Origin of the sequence: Vibrio sp. 1F279, from assembly GCF_041439815.1 — a bacterium.
GTDB classification, from domain to species: domain Bacteria; phylum Pseudomonadota; class Gammaproteobacteria; order Enterobacterales; family Vibrionaceae; genus Vibrio; species Vibrio tasmaniensis_A.
This window is the reverse complement of record NZ_JBGOOU010000003.1, coordinates 278,770-295,108: the sequence shown is the minus strand read 5'-3', so window position 1 is coordinate 295,108 and position 16,339 is coordinate 278,770. Positions and strand designations below refer to the sequence as shown.

The 16,339-nt window shown below is 44.2% G+C and carries 16 protein-coding genes and 1 pseudogene; 10 read left to right on the top strand and 7 right to left on the bottom strand.

Features of this window, described 5'->3' with window-relative positions:
- Positions 1-404: 404 nt before the first annotated feature.
- A complete protein-coding gene (locus ACED60_RS04435) occupies positions 405-662 on the top strand; it encodes a hypothetical protein (RefSeq protein WP_371727009.1) in 258 nt (85 codons plus the stop codon).
- A gap of 24 nt (positions 663-686) precedes the next feature.
- Here the strand turns inward: ACED60_RS04435 and ACED60_RS04430 are convergent, their stop codons facing one another.
- Entirely contained in the window at positions 687-830 is a 144-nt protein-coding gene (locus ACED60_RS04430; protein ID WP_371727007.1) for a hypothetical protein, read from the bottom strand.
- A gap of 365 nt (positions 831-1,195) precedes the next feature.
- Here ACED60_RS04430 and ACED60_RS04425 point away from each other — a divergent pair.
- A pseudogene (locus tag ACED60_RS04425) lies at positions 1,196-1,333 on the top strand (thioredoxin-dependent thiol peroxidase); the annotation flags it as partial.
- A 140-nt stretch (positions 1,334-1,473) separates the two neighbouring features.
- Here the strand turns inward: ACED60_RS04425 and ACED60_RS04420 are convergent.
- Both ACED60_RS04420 and ACED60_RS04415 read right to left on the bottom strand, forming a co-directional pair.
- Entirely contained in the window at positions 1,474-2,550 is a 1,077-nt protein-coding gene (locus ACED60_RS04420) for an AI-2E family transporter (RefSeq protein ID WP_009847379.1), read from the bottom strand.
- Complete coding sequence (locus ACED60_RS04415) at positions 2,543-2,782, bottom strand: sulfurtransferase TusA family protein (protein WP_012604576.1); 240 nt, start codon at positions 2,780-2,782, stop codon at positions 2,543-2,545. Before ACED60_RS04415 ends, ACED60_RS04420 begins: the two co-directional genes overlap by 8 nt.
- A 178-nt stretch (positions 2,783-2,960) precedes the next feature.
- On the opposite strand from ACED60_RS04415, the gene ACED60_RS04410 reads away from it, so the two are divergent.
- The 4 genes from ACED60_RS04410 to ACED60_RS04395 all read left to right on the top strand — a co-directional run bounded on the left by ACED60_RS04410 (position 2,961) and on the right by ACED60_RS04395 (position 5,923).
- Positions 2,961-4,415, top strand: coding sequence for a M48 family metalloprotease (locus ACED60_RS04410; protein WP_371727006.1), 1,455 nt, complete (start codon positions 2,961-2,963; stop codon positions 4,413-4,415).
- A gap of 123 nt (positions 4,416-4,538) precedes the next feature.
- Entirely contained in the window at positions 4,539-4,889 is a 351-nt protein-coding gene (gene arsC, locus ACED60_RS04405) for an arsenate reductase (glutaredoxin) (RefSeq protein ID WP_017096833.1), read from the top strand.
- Positions 4,890-4,895: 6 nt separating this feature from the next.
- Entirely contained in the window at positions 4,896-5,489 is a 594-nt protein-coding gene (gene wrbA, locus ACED60_RS04400) for an NAD(P)H:quinone oxidoreductase (protein WP_371727005.1), read from the top strand.
- Positions 5,486-5,923 (top strand): DUF2069 domain-containing protein, encoded by a 438-nt coding sequence (locus tag ACED60_RS04395; RefSeq protein WP_009847385.1) that lies wholly within the window; start codon positions 5,486-5,488, stop codon positions 5,921-5,923. The genes wrbA and ACED60_RS04395 overlap by 4 nt, the downstream gene beginning before the upstream one ends.
- A gap of 115 nt (positions 5,924-6,038) precedes the next feature.
- Here ACED60_RS04395 and ACED60_RS04390 read toward each other — a convergent pair whose 3' ends face one another.
- On the bottom strand, positions 6,039-7,292 hold the full coding sequence (locus ACED60_RS04390; RefSeq protein ID WP_371727004.1) for a DUF2066 domain-containing protein: 1,254 nt from the start codon (positions 7,290-7,292) through the stop codon (positions 6,039-6,041).
- A gap of 277 nt (positions 7,293-7,569) precedes the next feature.
- Here ACED60_RS04390 and ACED60_RS04385 point away from each other — a divergent pair, with 277 nt between their 5' ends.
- Positions 7,570-8,808, top strand: a complete 1,239-nt coding sequence (locus ACED60_RS04385; RefSeq protein ID WP_004734317.1) for a uracil-xanthine permease family protein — start codon at positions 7,570-7,572, stop codon at positions 8,806-8,808.
- A gap of 160 nt (positions 8,809-8,968) precedes the next feature.
- Here the strand turns inward: ACED60_RS04385 and upp are convergent, their stop codons facing one another.
- Positions 8,969-9,595, bottom strand: coding sequence for a uracil phosphoribosyltransferase (gene upp / locus ACED60_RS04380; protein WP_009847387.1), 627 nt, complete (start codon positions 9,593-9,595; stop codon positions 8,969-8,971).
- Between the two features lie 169 nt (positions 9,596-9,764).
- On the opposite strand from upp, the gene purM reads away from it, so the two are divergent.
- A complete protein-coding gene (gene purM / locus ACED60_RS04375; protein WP_008222945.1) occupies positions 9,765-10,805 on the top strand; it encodes a phosphoribosylformylglycinamidine cyclo-ligase in 1,041 nt (346 codons plus the stop codon).
- Positions 10,806-10,925: 120 nt separating this feature from the next.
- Positions 10,926-11,612: a phosphoribosylglycinamide formyltransferase gene (gene purN / locus ACED60_RS04370; RefSeq protein WP_086017870.1), complete on the top strand. Its 687-nt coding sequence runs from the start codon at positions 10,926-10,928 to the stop codon at positions 11,610-11,612.
- A 135-nt stretch (positions 11,613-11,747) separates the two neighbouring features.
- Here purN and ACED60_RS04365 read toward each other — a convergent pair whose 3' ends face one another.
- Together ACED60_RS04365 and lpcA are read right to left on the bottom strand one after the other, a co-directional pair.
- Positions 11,748-12,593, bottom strand: coding sequence for a class II glutamine amidotransferase (locus ACED60_RS04365; RefSeq protein ID WP_009847389.1), 846 nt, complete (start codon positions 12,591-12,593; stop codon positions 11,748-11,750).
- 67 nt (positions 12,594-12,660) lie between these two features.
- The gene (lpcA, locus tag ACED60_RS04360; protein WP_009847390.1) at positions 12,661-13,236 is read right to left on the bottom strand and encodes a D-sedoheptulose 7-phosphate isomerase; all 576 of its coding nucleotides are present in this window, start codon (positions 13,234-13,236) and stop codon (positions 12,661-12,663) included.
- A 593-nt stretch (positions 13,237-13,829) separates the two neighbouring features.
- On the opposite strand from lpcA, the gene fadE reads away from it, so the two are divergent.
- Complete coding sequence (gene fadE / locus ACED60_RS04355) at positions 13,830-16,295, top strand: acyl-CoA dehydrogenase FadE (RefSeq protein WP_371727003.1); 2,466 nt, start codon at positions 13,830-13,832, stop codon at positions 16,293-16,295.
- The last annotated feature ends 44 nt before the right edge of the window (positions 16,296-16,339 follow it).

The window sequence follows — 16,339 nt, the reverse complement described above, 5'->3', positions numbered from 1 at the left end:
CCTGTTAATGAGCTTTAACTCAATGAAAGTTATACGTTTATAGAATACAGGTAGCTGTCAACCCCAGAAGTTTATTACGAGCACAACTTCAAACTATCTGTCACTACTCACACAATTTCACTCTAGCTGTAATCTCGTTCGTTAGTTCCTAAAGCGAGCTACAAATGATGAATCTAAACTGCTGATTTAAAATGTTTTAATTTATGAGATTATTCATCTAAATCCATAAATAATTTGTATTGAGCTATTATCTGTGGATAATACACCTCGCGGTATCTGTAAAAGATGAAATCACTAATTCAACTTCTTACTGTGTATTTTTAAAGATAATCACTAGCATTTTTTGCTTAGTGATGAGCAGCACATAAGAAGAACGATTTCATTCATAACACAGGAGACCATTTATGAGTCTAGAACTAAGCAACAACCCTTACCGCAGCCCGTTTTTATCTGATAATGAGCTATTACTAAGAGCTGAATACCTATCACGAGACCTACACTGCGCGAATGATAGGATAGAGTACCTGCAAGAGAACAGGGGAGATTTAGATAAGATCTTAGAACTCTGTTGCCATTGTGATGCCGTGTCCAAGGAGCTTGGATTAGTACTCGAAGCCCTTGAGGAAAACAGTTACGATGTTTCTTGGTATAATACTATCTAACGGGAGCAAAACCCTCCATTTAGCTCAGTGGAGGATTTTCTGCCCCCTTTGTGCTTTGACATATTCCCTTGCCTTATTTACAACTTTATCGTTTCGCTTTAAAGCCTTTTTAGCTTTCTCGATAACTTCTTCTCTACGCTCTTTTATAAGAGCATCGACATCTATCATATGAACTCCTTTTAGTTTTTAATACAAAACTAATTGTAAAACTTCGTCATAGAAGTGCTCACGGATTCAAGATACTTTTTTAATCCAACAAAACTATCTTAGAACGGCACTAACGTGTTTGTGCTCACCAAGTAATTCTGTCGTATCCCCTATTGACTTCACTTCATACCTTACCTTACCTAATATTTTTATGACAAACTTTTACTCCTAAACTCGTCAAAGTTAGCCTCATTTACAAAAAATTATGACAGCTACCATAATTAGGATTAAAAAGAAAATTAACAAGACTAAGCCACTGTTAAGTAAAGACTTATTAAACATTAGTCAATTTTTATGTCATAGAATATTCCCAAGGGTAGTCGCATATGGGCAAAGTGTACGATGGTCTGCACCGTATTAGCTTTCTAATTGATGAAGAAGGTCAGATTGAACACGTCTTCAACAAGTTCAAAACCAAGACTCACCACGAAGTGGTTTTAGATTACTTCAACCCAGAAGCTTAATGTCGATTTTAGTGAGTTGATTCTCTAAATTCGCACCTAGCGAATCTTAATACGCTACTCACTACTAAGCCAAATGCAAAAAGGCCGAATATCATGGATATTCGGCCTTTTTCACTTATTCAAATTGATAGCGCGTTCAATTACGATTGATGTTCGGGATCATCATCGAGAGCATGGCTCGGTAAGGCATTCCAAACCGCTTTCACCAACGTGGCTAGAGGGATCGCAAAGAACACGCCCCAGAACCCCCACAGTCCGCCAAACACCAACACCGCTACAATAATCGCTACTGGGTGTAGGTTTACCGCTTCCGAGAAAAGAACCGGTACCAGCACGTTACCATCTAACGCTTGGATAATACCGTAAGCGAGAAGCAACCAATAAAACTGAGGTTCTAAGCCCCACTGGAACAGGCCAACAATCGCGACTGGAACGGTCACAGCCGCCGCACCGATGTAAGGAATCAATACCGAGAAACCAACCGCAACAGCCAGCAGTGCTGAATAACGTAAATCCAGAATCGCAAAGGTTACGTAGCTGACACCACCGACGATCAAAATCTCGAGCACCTTACCGCGAATGTAATTTGAGATTTGTTGGTTCATCTCAACCCAAACCTTGGTCGCTAGACGACGGTTCTTAGGCAGAACACCACTAGCCATACTGATCATCTCTTCTTTGTCTTTCAAAAGGAAGAAAATCAGCAGCGGTACAAGAATCAGGTAAACCGCAAGCGTCGCCAAACTAACAAGAGAAGCTAAAGAGCCCTTCACAACGCTTTCGCCAAAGCCTAATGCTTTGTTTTTCGCATTAGACACAATCGATTCAACGATCTGCAGGTTTGCTAGTTCAGGGTAACGCTCAGGAATGGTTGCGATGAACTTCTGTAAGCCACCATACATGCTTGGAATATCATTGATAAGGTTACCTACCTGTTCCCAAATCGTTGGTACTAGACCAAACAGCGCAAGTAACATCACGCTAAAGAACATTAAAATCACCAACATCACTGATGGGGTTCTTGGAACACCGAGTCTTTGAAGTTGAGTAACCGGCCACTCAAGCAGATAAGCCAAAACAATAGCCACCAAAAGTGGGGCAATGAGGTGACCAAAGAAGTAGATCGTTATAAAGCCGAAGAGAATGATGGCAACCAAGCTGACAGCATGGGGATCAGAGAAACGTCGTTTATACCAACGATTGACCATTTCAAGCATTTGACTGCAATTCCTTTTTAGTGACGAGGAGATGATGGTAATTAGAGCAAACCTCTACGATGACGTCATAGGCTTGCTTAGACAAAAAAGTAACAATATCTTTCATCGAGCTGTTATCAGAGACATAAATTGACAATGATTGCCCTACTTCTAACTTTACACTGTGACGCTTGGCTAATAATAGTGCCATTGGACAGCGCTCTTGGCGTAAATCTAGAATATTAGGTGTCATTCTTTAGCTCGATGCTTATTATAAGGGTCGTATTGTAATCTGTTTTTGAAAACGCGCCATCATTCATTCATCTTCCTTCATGATAGCGCACGCACTTGGTAAAGGTTAAATCAGATAGAGAACCAATTTGCATTGCACTTGTCTTACTGTCAGAAGAAACGGAGTATTACTGACTAATATGTTTAAACGCGCTCGCTCAATTGCTTGCTTATGCATCGCAGCTACATTAAGCACTCCAACGTTGGCAAATACCAATGGTTTGGAGCTACCCGATATCGGCACCGCGGCTGGCGGCACACTCACTATCGACCAAGAACTTATCTATGGTGATGCATACATGCGCATCATCAGAAGCAGCCAGCCTATCGTAAACGACCCGGTTCTAAACCAATACATTGACACGCTTGGCCATCGCCTTGTCGCGAACGCAAATGATGTAAAGACACCTTTCCAGTTCTTTATGATCCGTGACCGAAACATCAACGCTTTTGCTTTTTTTGGTGGTTATGTTGCTTTGCACTCAGGTTTGTTCTTGCATGCACAGTCTGAAAGTGAACTCGCTTCCGTATTGGCGCACGAAATCGCGCACGTTACCCAGCGTCACTTAGCACGTAGTATGGAAGATCAAGCTCGCCGCTCTCCTGCAACCATCGCAGCACTGGCCGCTTCTGTATTATTAGCGATTGCAGCACCAGAAGCCGGTATCGCAGCGATCACTGCAACAACTGCTGGTAACATGCAAAGCCAAATAAACTACACCCGAAGTAATGAAAAAGAAGCCGACCGCTTTGGCATCAACACGCTGGCAAAAGCAGGGTTCGATGTAAACGCTATGCCACGTTTCTTTGGCCGCTTAGCTGATGAATACCGCTATGCAAGCACACCGCCACCAATGCTATTAACTCACCCATTGCCTGAAGACCGAATCACAGATTCACGCGCTCGTGCTCGTAGCTATACCCCACTAAAACTGGCTCCGTCATTGGATTACCATTTAGCAAGATCCCGTATTGTTGCGCGCTATGCTGGTATCAATAATGATGCAGCTCTTGATTGGTTTGAGCGAAAGCTGAAGAAAGCCCCCAAAGCCTTGGTTCCATCATTAGAGTATGGGCAAGCACTGGTTTACCTAGATTCAAAAAAATTAGATAAAGCAGAACCAATTCTGACCAAGCTGATGAATAGCGACCCAACCAACTTGTTCTATATGGATGCTATTTCAGATCTGCACATTGAACAGAAAAAGCCTGAGATTGCGATTAAAGAACTTAAGTCAGCACTTGAGCGTCAACCAAACAACTCAGTTCTAACCATAAACTACGCCAATGCACTGATCGAAAATGAAGACCTACAGGAAGCCGTTCGCGTGTTGCAACGTTACACGCACGATAACCCGAATGACACCAATGGGTGGTACCTGCTTTCAAAGGCAAATACAAACCTTGGTAACAGCGATGAAGAACTGTCTGCTAGGGCAGAGATCTTGGCACTGCAAGCCAACTGGAACAAAGCGATTCAGTACTACACGCAGGCGAGCCAAATCGCGGAACTAGGCAGCCTAAAACAAGCACGTTATGACGCTCGAATTGATCAACTAATGATACAGCGCGAACGCTTCTTATCGTTGCAATAAGTATAATGACTGGTAGCGAAGCTCGTTGCCAAAATACAAAGAAAGCTCGACGTTACACAATAAGAAGCCACTCAGTTGGCTTCGACTGAACTATTAAATCAAAAACAATAATGAGGAAGAACCATGTCTGTCGTGATTTATCATAACCCACGCTGCTCAAAGAGCCGTCAAACTCTCGAACTGCTTGAAGCAAACGGCGTACAGCCAGAGGTGATCAAATACCTAGATACGCCTTTGACTGTTGAACAGCTGAAAGTGCTTTTCACTCAGCTTGGTTTTGAGAGTGTTCGCGACATGATGCGTACCAAAGAAGCGGATTACAAAGAAGCGAACCTTGGTGACGCATCAGTGACTGATGAAGATCTTTTCGCTGCGATGGCAACGAATCCAAAACTGTTTGAACGCCCAGTGGTTGTCGCGAACAACAAAGCAAAAATTGGTCGTCCACCAGAACAAGTACTAGAGATTCTGTAATCCAATATGAGCATCAACATTCTTGTTCTCTACTATAGTCGACACGGCAACACCCAAGCGCTAGCAAGGCAAATCGCTCGTGGGGTGGAATCCATCCCGAACTGCGAAGCCATGCTAAGAACGGTGAACAACGTGTATACGGTAGAAGAGCAGCCGGATTCGCACTATCAACCAACAGATCCTATTGCGACCTTACAAGATCTCCGTTCTTGCGATGGTTTAGCACTCGGCAGCCCGGTATGGTTTGGCAATATGGCAGGGCCAATGAAGCACTTTTGGGATAGCACAACATCGTTATGGATTAATGGCGATCTCATCGATAAACCAGGTTGTGTATTTACTTCCTCTTCATCACTACATGGTGGTCAAGAGACGACACAGCAAAGCATGATGCTGCCTCTACTTCATCATGGCATGTTAGTCGTGGGCATCCCCTATTCAGAACCTGCGCTGCACACCACTCAAACCGGTGGCACACCTTACGGTGCAAGCAGCACTGGAGAGAGCGCTTCATTAAGCAAAGAAGAAATTGAGTTGGCGAAAAACCTAGGCAAACGCGTAGCGCGCATCGCTATTAACCAGAAGGGAATGCCTCAATGATGTATATGTCAGAGAGACCGATGTCTCCCAAAACCAAGCTATTTCGCTACCTTGCTTTAACAGGCAATTTGTCGCTTTTATTCTGGGTGGTTGCTTGGCAGATGACACTTTCACCGCACCCTCACCTCAGTAATGTAACACTGGCGATTGCTTGGGCTATACCGCTGTTACTACCATTACCGGGAATATTATCGGGCAAACCTTATACGCATGCTTGGGCGAATTTCGTCTTAATGCTCTACTTCCTACACGCGTTAACTATTATGTATGTAGACGGTGGAGAGCGCTTGTTAGCCGCTGTAGAACTGCTTTTGACGACTCTAGGCTTCGCAGGCAATATATTATTTACCCGTTTTAGAGCCAAAGAGTTAGGCATCAAGTTGAAGCGCCTTTCCGAAGTAGAAAAGAAAGAGAAAGCTAAATTCGAGCAATAATATTGATTCGATGCTCTAGATCTGACATGGCAACAGATAAACAAAAAGCCCTGCGAGATTTCTCTTGCAGGGCTTTTTTCGTGATTTCATATCAATCTGTCATGTCGGTAGACGATTACGAGCGAACCCATTCGTATACTAAGCTTGGCTTAGCATGTACTGGCGCAGTGATGGTTAGATCTTCTGTACTAGAATCCTCTAACGTTGTGTCAGGCGTTAGCTCAGCATCCTCAGATACCTCGTTGCCCTTAATCACTTGTACGCCAGAGTCAGTTTCGTCACCAACGACTTCAGCAGCGTCTGTTGAATCATCACCTACAGACATTGTGTTGTCTTGAGTTTCAAATTCTGGGCTCACTTCAGGTTCGATATAAGACTCTTCAACCTTCGCGACTTGGCGAATGCTTTCAACTTCTTGTTCAAACTCTTGTTGGGTCGATAACAAATGAATTCGGAACGTCACTTCATTGTTTTGAATTTGTAGAATATCTAAGCTTGCCACCGAGTTTAGACGCTTCAGTGCATTCTCCAATTGGAAGAAGTCTTGCGCGTTATTCAGGCTGATAAACTGCGTTAAGATTGATTCCGAAGATTCACTCGCAACCGTTACTGCACTCTTACTCGCGTAGTAGTTACTGATTTGGTCAACAAGCTTCTTAGAAGTCGTCGCGCTGTTGCCCGATACCGAACCACTCACAGGCGATTTTGGCGCGCTCGTCAGTTGGTTTGGTTTTTGATCATACAAAGTCCAGCGTAATCCAGAAGACTGTGCCTTAATCACCAAAACAGCATCAACAGGGTAACGTTGACTCGCGTTGCTAATCGGTGTGACAAAGCTGCCCCACAAATCCGAGGTGGCCACTCCCGTAACATCATCAAAATCACCAACAGGAAACATCAAAGGCAAACCGCGCTCTTTTGCATTGGCTTGTAAGCCTACAGCTAACAGTGAGTTGGAGTGTTCCCAGACAATGTTCTTGTCGTAGTTACTCTCTTCTACCAGCCAAACAAGAATATTTGAGCGAGTATCAGGCCAATACGGTAATTGCGCTTGAGTCAGTAGTGAACGAATTTGAGCACCGTTAAAACGCATACGCAATGTTGATTGGTCATTGCTTTCGCCAAAACTCATTTGAGACATGTACTGCGCACTCTTACGCATCGCCTTTTGAATCGTCTCATTCGACGCGACATCAGTTTGGCCAGTCGCACGTATCAATACCTGCTCCATGCCAGTATTTCTTGCCACTTGTTCTGGTTGTTTGTCTTCAGCGTTAATCGCAACTTCAGCACTAAAGATATCTACTTGAGTTAAGGCATAACTCGGAGAGGCTAATAGTCCCATCAACAACAATGCTATGTAGCGCATATTGATCCTAATATTCAAAGCTTGTGCCTTGATGATAAGCAACTATGGATTGAGGGGCAAGGTCGTTAGCACCCACTGTGTTTAATAACCACAAAATATCACCTGACCATGATAAATCGTTCACTTGTAAACTGAATTTTTCTTATTTTGATAGAGATAAACATAACTAATATAAATAAATTTGATCTATCTGACATAGCAACCGATTGCCAAGTGATAGAATCCCGCGAATTTTATTTTTCGCTTTTCATATAACGACCATTTTTAAGGACATAACATGAAAAATGCTCTGCAAGGTGCGCAAATGCTATTTGTCGCTTTTGGTGCACTTGTACTGGTGCCCCTGCTGACAGGCCTTGATCCCAACGTAGCGCTCTTTGGGGCAGGTATCGGTACCCTTTTATTCCAACTTATTACACGCCGTTCAGTACCTATTTTCCTTGCGTCTTCTTTTGCATTCATCGCACCTATCATGTTTGGCATTCAAACTTGGGGTGTAGGTGCAACCATGGGCGGCCTTATGGCAGCAGGTGTTGTGTATGTATTAATGGGTGCCTTAATTAAGGTACGTGGTGTAGCCTTTATCCACAAACTGCTTCCACCAGTCGTAGTTGGCCCTGTAATCATGGTGATCGGCTTAGGTCTTGCGCCTGTTGCGGTAAACATGGCGCTAGGTAAAACAGGCGATGGTGCGGTTCAACTTATTGATGCAGACGCAGCATTATGGATTTCATCGATATCATTACTTGTGACGATTGTCATCAGTGTTTTCTCGAAAGGCTTTCTTAAGCTGCTGCCGATCTTCGGCGGTATTGTTGCGGGTTATGTGACGAGCTTAGTATACGGTGTCGTTGATTTTACCCCTGTCGCTCAGGCCGCTTGGTTAGCTCTACCTAACTTCACAGCGCCAGAGTTCAACATCAACGCTATCTTCTTTATGGTATTTGTAGCAATTGCACCTGCTGTTGAGCACGTTGGCGACATGCTTGCTATTTCGAATGTAACCGGTAAAGACTACCTTAAGAAGCCAGGTTTACACCGCACAATAACTGGTGACGGCGTGGCAACGATTGCTGCTTCTATGTTGGGTGCTCCACCAAATACAACCTACAGTGAAGTAACGGGGGCTGTAATGCTGACCAAAGCATTCAATCCAGTGATCATGACTTGGGCTGCAGTAACAGCGATTGTTCTAGCATTAGTAGGTAAGCTAGGCGCTCTATTACAAACGATCCCAGTTCCTGTGATGGGCGGCATCATGATTCTACTGTTTGGTTCAATCGCAACGGTAGGCTTGAATACTCTAATTCAGAACAAAGTTGACCTACACAAATCACGCAACCTTGTGATTGTCGGCATTACTTTGGTCTTCGGTATTGGCGGCATGGCATTTGGCATCGGCGACTTTAGCCTGCAAGGCGTAAGCTTATGCGGTATCGTTGCTATTCTACTGAACCTAGTCCTTCCTGAAGAGCTAGGCGACAACACCGTAGTAGACAAAGCCCAAATCGACTAACTGCAAGTCAACAAACTGTAGAGACTTGTGAGGCTCAATTAAGAGCATCACAAGCTAGCAAGATCAAAAAAGGGAGAGCATCGAATGCTCTCCCTTTTTATTAATACGGCTAATTCAGCGAGTTAAGAAACGGTTTAGCGTAACTTAAGCTGAAACCGAATTACTTAGTACCGAAGATCTTATCACCAGCATCGCCAAGACCAGGAACAATGTAGCCCTTGTCGTTTAGCTTCTCATCGATTGCAGCAGTGTAAAGCTCAACATCTGGGTGCGCTTTTTCTAGTGCAGCGATACCTTCAGGGGCAGCAACAAGTACCAGTACTTTAAATACTTTACAGCCTTGCTCTTTTAGAAGGTCAAGAGTTGCAATCATAGAACCGCCAGTTGCTAACATTGGATCAACCACTAGAGCAATACGCTCATCAATGTTCGATGCTAGCTTGTTGAAGTATGGTACAGGCTCTAATGTTTCTTCGTCACGGTAGATACCCACGACACTGATTCGAGCACTTGGCATATGCTCTAAAACACCATCCATCATGCCTAGACCTGCACGTAGGATTGGCACTACTGTTACCTTTTTACCTTTAATTTGGTCAACTTCTACTGGGCCGTTCCAACCATCAATAGTTACACGTTCAGTTTCAAAGTCTGATGTCGCTTCGTATGTTAGAAGGCTACCCACTTCTGTCGCTAGCTCACGAAAACGCTTAGTACTAATGTCACCTTCACGCATCAGGCCAATTTTATGTTTTACTAGCGGGTGTTTCACTTCAACAACTTTCATTTCCAACTCCGGCAATATTTAAACAAACCTGTAGATTATACACGAACTGTGGGGTTATTTCAGAATCTTTATTCTAATAAAAAAAACCGCGCAAACGTTTGCTCTTCGTAATCAAGCCCTGTTAGAATAGCGCCGTTTTCACATCCAACTTAAGTTCGAGGACTATCCCGTGAGTGGTAATACTTCTTCTCTAAGCTACAAAGACGCTGGTGTTGATATCGACGCAGGTAATGCACTAGTAGACCGTATTAAAGGTGCTGTTAAACGCACTCGTCGCCCTGAAGTAATGGGCGGTATTGGTGGCTTTGGCGCCCTATGTGAACTTCCAACGAAATACAAAGAGCCGGTACTTGTTTCAGGTACTGATGGTGTTGGTACTAAACTTCGCCTTGCTTTGGATCTGAAAAAACACGACACCATTGGTATCGACCTAGTGGCAATGTGTGTGAACGACTTAATCGTTCAAGGTGGTGAACCGCTATTCTTCCTAGACTACTACGCAACAGGTAAGCTAGATGTAGATACAGCAGCAGATGTTGTTTCTGGTATTGCTGAAGGCTGTGTTCAAGCAGGTTGTGCACTCATCGGCGGTGAAACTGCTGAAATGCCAGGTATGTACGAAGGCGACGACTACGATGTAGCCGGCTTCTGTGTTGGTGTTGTAGAAAAAGCTGACATCATCGACGGTACTAAAGTAGCTGCAGGCGACGCACTTATCGCTGTTGGCTCAAGTGGTCCACACTCAAATGGTTACTCTTTGATTCGTAAAGTTCTAGAAGTTTCTGGTGCTGATAAGAGTGAAGAGCTAGAAGGTCGCACTATCGGTGAACACCTACTAGAACCGACTAAGATTTACATCAAATCGGCACTTAAGATGATTGCAGAGCATGACATTCATGCTATCTCGCACATCACAGGTGGTGGTTTCTGGGAAAACATCCCACGCGTACTTCCTGAAGGTACTAAAGCAGTGATTGATGGCAAGAGCTGGGAATGGCCTGCTATCTTCAACTGGCTACAAGAGAAAGGTAACGTGGAGACATTTGAAATGTACCGCACTTTCAACTGTGGTGTAGGCCTAGTTGTTGCTCTACCTAAAGATCAAGCAGACGCTGCGGTTGAACTGCTGAAAGCCGAAGGCGAAAACGCTTGGGTTATCGGTGAGATCGCAAACGCTGAAGCTGGCGAAGAGCAAGTTGAAATCAAATAAGTGATACGCTCACTTACTTAGTTAATCAATGAGGACCTTATGGTCCTCATTTTGCTATTTGGCCCACAGAAAACCTTAGTTTATGTAGGTACATTGTAAACAGTTCAGTTAATCAATCGCATGACCCACTCTATGAAAAACAGCCATTCTATGAATAACAGTCACTCTAAGAAAAACATCGTCGTTTTAGTTTCAGGAAGCGGAAGTAACTTGCAAGCAATTTTGGACGCCTGCGATAGCAATATGATTGATGCTTCAGTTAAAGCTGTCTTCTCAAACAAAGCAGAGGCTTTTGGTCTAGAGAGAGCAAAATCAGCAGGTGTTGACGCACATTCTGTGAACCCAAAAAACTATGGTTCACGTGAAGAGTTCGATCATGAATTGATGATTCAGATCGATGCTTACCAACCCGATTTAATCGTACTTGCGGGATACATGCGTATCTTGAGTTCAGAATTTGTTCGTCACTATGCTGGTAAAATGGTCAACATCCACCCTTCCCTGTTACCTAAATACCCAGGCCTACACACCCACCAGCGTGCCATTGATGCACAAGACAAAGAGCACGGTACAAGCGTCCACTTTGTTACCGAAGAACTTGATGGTGGCCCTGTAATCTTGCAAGCCAAGGTGCCGGTATTTGAAGATGATGATGCTGACATGTTAGCAAGCCGAGTACTGACTCAAGAGCACTGTATTTACCCGATGGTTTGTAAATGGTTTGCTGAAGATCGTTTATCGATGGTAAACGGGAAGGCTGTCTTAGACGGTGAAACATTAGGTACACACGGTTACGCAGAAGAGTAATTAATAAGGTTGTTCTCCCAGAGTAAATCACGGAAGAATAAGCCTTAAAAAACAGAAAACAAAAAGGCCGCTCACTGACTTATTAGTACAGTAAGCGGCCTTTTTTAATCAGGACAAATAATAGTATCGACTAGATTAGCTCAATGGTTCAGTAGGCGCTTGGCTTGCCACCTTCTTCGGAGCATAAGCGACATCTTCCAACGCTTGGTGGTTGTTGCCAATTAACTCACCAAAATGAAACAGTGCGTACTCACCCGGCTTCATTCTAAACCACTCTTCATTATCTGTTAGAGGCTGAGTTGCAACGACGGTTACCACATCATTGGGCGTAGTTTCTTCTTGGAAGTTAATCTCAACATCTTCATCAATCAGGCTCGCGTTACCAAAAGGAGCGCGTCTTGTTATCCAGTATAAATGGTTCGTACAATAGTTCATCACGTACTCACCGTCACTGAGCAACATATTGAAAACACCTTTCTCTCGTAACTGGTCACAGCACTCAGCGACAAAGCGAAACATACCTTCCATATCTTGAGGAGGTTCAGGAAAACGGTCTTCAAGTTGTTTCAACAACCAGCAGAAAGAGAGTTCGCTGTCCGTCTCACCGACAGGTCTGAATCGACCACTAATCAGATCATCATAATCCGTTAGTTGACCATTGTGAGCAAAGGTCCAGTATCGTCCCCAAAGCTCACGAGTGAAAGGGTGAGTATTTTCTAGATTAACGCCACCGCGGTTAGCTTGACGGATATGACTGACAACAGCTTGGCTCTTAATTGGGTAGTTTTGAACCAGCTCAGCGATCTTTGATTCACAACTAGGATTAGGGTCTTTAAATGTACGAAAACCCTTCCCCTCATAGAAAGTAATACCCCAGCCATCACGATGTGGACCAGTGTTGCCTCCACGCTGCATAAGGCCAGTAAAGCTAAAACAAATATCAGTTGGCACATTCGCGCTCATACCGAGCAATTCACACATGGTTTAATCTACTCCCTATTTAAACCAATGGAGCCACAAACCTAGGCTCCAAATATCTGTAAAACTATTATTCCATTTCTTTTTCAACAAGCTGAATCACAATGTGGATGATCTTAATGTGAATCTCTTGGATGCGATCAGCGTAGCCAAAGTGTGGGACTCGGATTTCGATATCAGCACAACCTGCCATTTTACCGCCATCTTTACCGGTCAGCGCAATGGTTTTCATCCCTTTAGCTTGAGCAGCTTCAATCGCTTTTAGGATGTTGCCAGAGTTACCTGAAGTCGACAAACCAAACAACACATCGCCTTTACGACCGACGGCTTCTACATAACGAGAAAATACGTGGTCGTAGCCAAAGTCGTTACTCACGCAAGACAGGTGACTCGGATCTGAAATCGCAATACCAGCAAAGCCTGGGCGATTTTCGCGGTATCGGCCTGTTAGCTCTTCCGCGAAATGCATTGCATCACAGTGTGAACCACCGTTACCACAAGAAAGCACTTTGCCTTCTTGCTTGAATGAATCTGCAATCATTTTTGCAGCAGCTTCAATTTGAGCAATGTTATGGTCATCACTCAAGAACTTGTTCAGAACGTCAGCAGCTTCGTTCAATTCACTTTTGATTAGGTCTTGGTACATTTGGCTTATCTCTTATGTTTTTTGACGCAACTTAAAGTGCGTGAAATGAGAATTGAGGGTTTTCCCCTCTTTATAACTGAGTTTACCCACAAACATGAAATAGTGTCGACACTTAAGCCCAAAGATTGCCACCTTTATTAGGGTCTGTTGACCTTTCGAGCTGATTTTTGCAGATCTTTGTGGGAAATTTATACAAGGCAGAGGCTTTGACGTGTAGCTAGCCTACATGAAAAGCCAATAACGCAGTAGAAATGAACCACAAAGGCTGCCCGAAGGGTTCGGCTAAAATCGTTTTATGCTTTGTTGAAGAATAATTGCTTAGAATGACTAGGCTACATACTCTTCGCCGCGCCTAAAACGATTTTATCTCGAACAAAATTGAACCACGAAGATCAACAGCCCCTAACCTCTCATTGTCGATCCGTCCAAATATTCACCACCAACCTCTCACAATTAGAACTTTAACTCTATTGAGATCACTTTTTATTCACTTTGGAGTTTTACAAATATTTAATATTTTGCTTACACTTGACTGATTAGACCTCTTACCTAAACTTAATAACAATAAGTGATCTCTGAAAAGGAAATCGATCATGAACATATTGCTCTCCCTACTCGGCATGACAGCCATCTTAGGCGTCTGTCTTTACCATAGAGTTAGCCTGGTCCGTGCGTTAATTGTGTTAACCGGCGCAATGGTAGCATTAACCCTGTTTGGCAGCGTGGCAGTCACTGGTTGGCTTTGTTATCTATTGGCCATAGCGATCTTTGCTGTACCAGCAATTCGCCAGACCCTCATTAGTCAAAAAGCACTTTCTTTGTTTAAGAAGGTTCTACCAGCAATGTCTCAGACGGAAAAAGAGGCATTAGAAGCAGGCACTGTATGGTGGGAAGCAGAGCTGTTCAAAGGCAAGCCTGAGTGGAAGAAGCTTCAAAACATTGCGGATCCAAAACTTTCTGAGGCGGAACAAGCGTTTTTAGATGGCCCAGTAAATACAGTATGTGAGATGGTCAACGATTATCAAGTGACACATGAACTTGCCGATTTGCCACCAGAAGTTTGGCAGTACCTGAAAGACCATAAATTCTTCGCCATGATCATCAAGAAAAAATACGGCGGTTTAGAATTCTCAGCTTACGCTCAGTCTTTAGTTCTACAGAAACTAACGGGTGTTTCGAGCGTATTATCCTCAACCGTTGGCGTACCTAACTCACTAGGTCCTGGTGAGCTATTGCAGCACTACGGTACAGAAGATCAAAGAAACCATTACCTGCCACGCCTAGCTGAAGGTAAAGAAATCCCTTGTTTCGCACTGACCAGTCCAGAAGCCGGCTCAGATGCTGGCTCAATCCCAGATTACGGCGTGGTGTGTAAAGGTCAATGGCAAGGCGAAGAAGTATTGGGCATGCGCCTAACTTGGAACAAACGTTACATCACTCTAGCGCCTGTCGCGACCGTTTTAGGCTTAGCCTTTAAACTGAGAGACCCAGAAGGTCTGCTTGGTGACAAACAAGATCTTGGCATCACCTGTGCTCTTATCCCTACCGATTTAAAAGGCGTAGAGATTGGTAACCGCCACTTCCCACTCAACGTGCCTTTCCAAAATGGTCCGACTCAAGGTGATGACATCTTCGTGCCTATCGATTTCATCATCGGCGGCCAGAAAATGGCAGGACAAGGCTGGCGTATGTTGGTTGAATGTCTGTCGGTTGGTCGTGGTATCACACTGCCTTCAAACTCAACCGGTGGTATTAAATCTGCAGCATTAGCAACTGGTGCTTACGCTCGTATTCGTCGTCAATTCAAACAACCCATTGGTAGCATGGAAGGGGTTGAAGAGCCACTGGCACGTCTAGCAGGTAACGCCTATGTAATGGATGCAGCAAGTAACCTGACGGTTGCGGGTATCGATCTTGGTGAAAAGCCTTCGGTTATCTCAGCAATCGTGAAGTACCACTGTACTCACCGTGGCCAACGCAGCATCATCGATGCGATGGATATCGTCGGCGGTAAAGGCATTTGCTTAGGCCCATCGAACTTCCTCGCTCGTGGTTATCAAGGCTCACCAATTGCAATTACGGTTGAAGGCGCAAACATCCTGACTCGTTCAATGATCATCTATGGTCAAGGCGCGATTCGCTGCCACCCTTATGTTCTGAACGAAATGGAAGCGGCTTATTCGGAAAGCAGCGATGCACTTGATAAGTTTGATTCAGCATTAGCAGGACACGTTAGCTTTACTATGAGTAACCTAGTCCGCAGCTTGTGGTTTGGTTTAACCGACGGTCGTGGTTCAGATGCTCCAACACCATCCAATAAAACGAATAAGCAGACACAGCGTTACTACCAACAGCTGAACCGCTACAGTGCTAACCTAGCGCTACTGTCTGATATTTCAATGGCTGTATTAGGCGGTTCACTGAAACGCAGAGAGCGCCTGTCAGCAAGACTGGGGGATATCCTGAGTCAACTCTACCTAGGTTCAGCAACACTTAAGCGCTTTGAAAGCGAAGGTAGCCATGCTGAAGATCTCCCATTAGTCCATTGGGGTATGCAAGACAGCTTGCGTCAAACTGAAGTCGCGATTGATGAGTTCTTGGCGAACTTCCCTAACCCTGTGATTGGTCGACTACTTCGCGTTGTGTTAATGCCATTTGGTCGTATCCGTCGTGCGCCAAACGACAAACTGGATAGCCAAGTCGCGCACATCCTACAAACACCAAGCGAAACACGCTCTCGTATCGGCCGTGGCCAATACTTGGAAGCAACGGAATACAACCCTGTAGGCAAGATCGAAAAAGCGCTAGAAGTGATTCTTCAAGCTGAACCTCTGTTTGATAAGGTTTGTAAAGAAACACATCAAAAACGTGCTTTCTTACGACTCGACCTTGTCGCTCAGCTGGGACTTGAGAAAGGTATCTTAATGCAAGAAGAAGCAAATCTTCTGATTAGCGCTGAGGAACATAGACTGTACACAATTAACGTTGATGACTTCTCACCAGAGGAGCTTGCAGCAAAGACTCAGTACCCAGAACAATCGATTGATAACGTCGCTTAAGGTCAGAGACAGAAACAAAAACGGGACTCCTATGAGTCCCGTTT

Bases quoted from the DNA above. Each gene is read 5' to 3' on its own strand.
- ACED60_RS04435 (WP_371727009.1), top strand. From the start codon at position 405: ATGAGTCTAGAACTAAGCAACAACCCTTACCGCAGCCCGTTTTTATCT.
- ACED60_RS04430 (WP_371727007.1), bottom strand. From the start codon at position 830: ATGATAGATGTCGATGCTCTTATAAAAGAGCGTAGAGAAGAAGTTATC.
- ACED60_RS04420 (WP_009847379.1), bottom strand. From the start codon at position 2,550: ATGCTTGAAATGGTCAATCGTTGGTATAAACGACGTTTCTCTGATCCC.
- ACED60_RS04415 (WP_012604576.1), bottom strand. From the start codon at position 2,782: ATGACACCTAATATTCTAGATTTACGCCAAGAGCGCTGTCCAATGGCA.
- ACED60_RS04410 (WP_371727006.1), top strand. From the start codon at position 2,961: ATGTTTAAACGCGCTCGCTCAATTGCTTGCTTATGCATCGCAGCTACA.
- arsC (WP_017096833.1), top strand. From the start codon at position 4,539: ATGTCTGTCGTGATTTATCATAACCCACGCTGCTCAAAGAGCCGTCAA.
- wrbA (WP_371727005.1), top strand. From the start codon at position 4,896: ATGAGCATCAACATTCTTGTTCTCTACTATAGTCGACACGGCAACACC.
- ACED60_RS04395 (WP_009847385.1), top strand. From the start codon at position 5,486: ATGATGTATATGTCAGAGAGACCGATGTCTCCCAAAACCAAGCTATTT.
- ACED60_RS04390 (WP_371727004.1), bottom strand. From the start codon at position 7,292: ATGCGCTACATAGCATTGTTGTTGATGGGACTATTAGCCTCTCCGAGT.
- ACED60_RS04385 (WP_004734317.1), top strand. From the start codon at position 7,570: ATGAAAAATGCTCTGCAAGGTGCGCAAATGCTATTTGTCGCTTTTGGT.
- upp (WP_009847387.1), bottom strand. From the start codon at position 9,595: ATGAAAGTTGTTGAAGTGAAACACCCGCTAGTAAAACATAAAATTGGC.
- purN (WP_086017870.1), top strand. From the start codon at position 10,926: ATGACCCACTCTATGAAAAACAGCCATTCTATGAATAACAGTCACTCT.
- ACED60_RS04365 (WP_009847389.1), bottom strand. From the start codon at position 12,593: ATGTGTGAATTGCTCGGTATGAGCGCGAATGTGCCAACTGATATTTGT.
- lpcA (WP_009847390.1), bottom strand. From the start codon at position 13,236: ATGTACCAAGACCTAATCAAAAGTGAATTGAACGAAGCTGCTGACGTT.
- fadE (WP_371727003.1), top strand. From the start codon at position 13,830: ATGAACATATTGCTCTCCCTACTCGGCATGACAGCCATCTTAGGCGTC.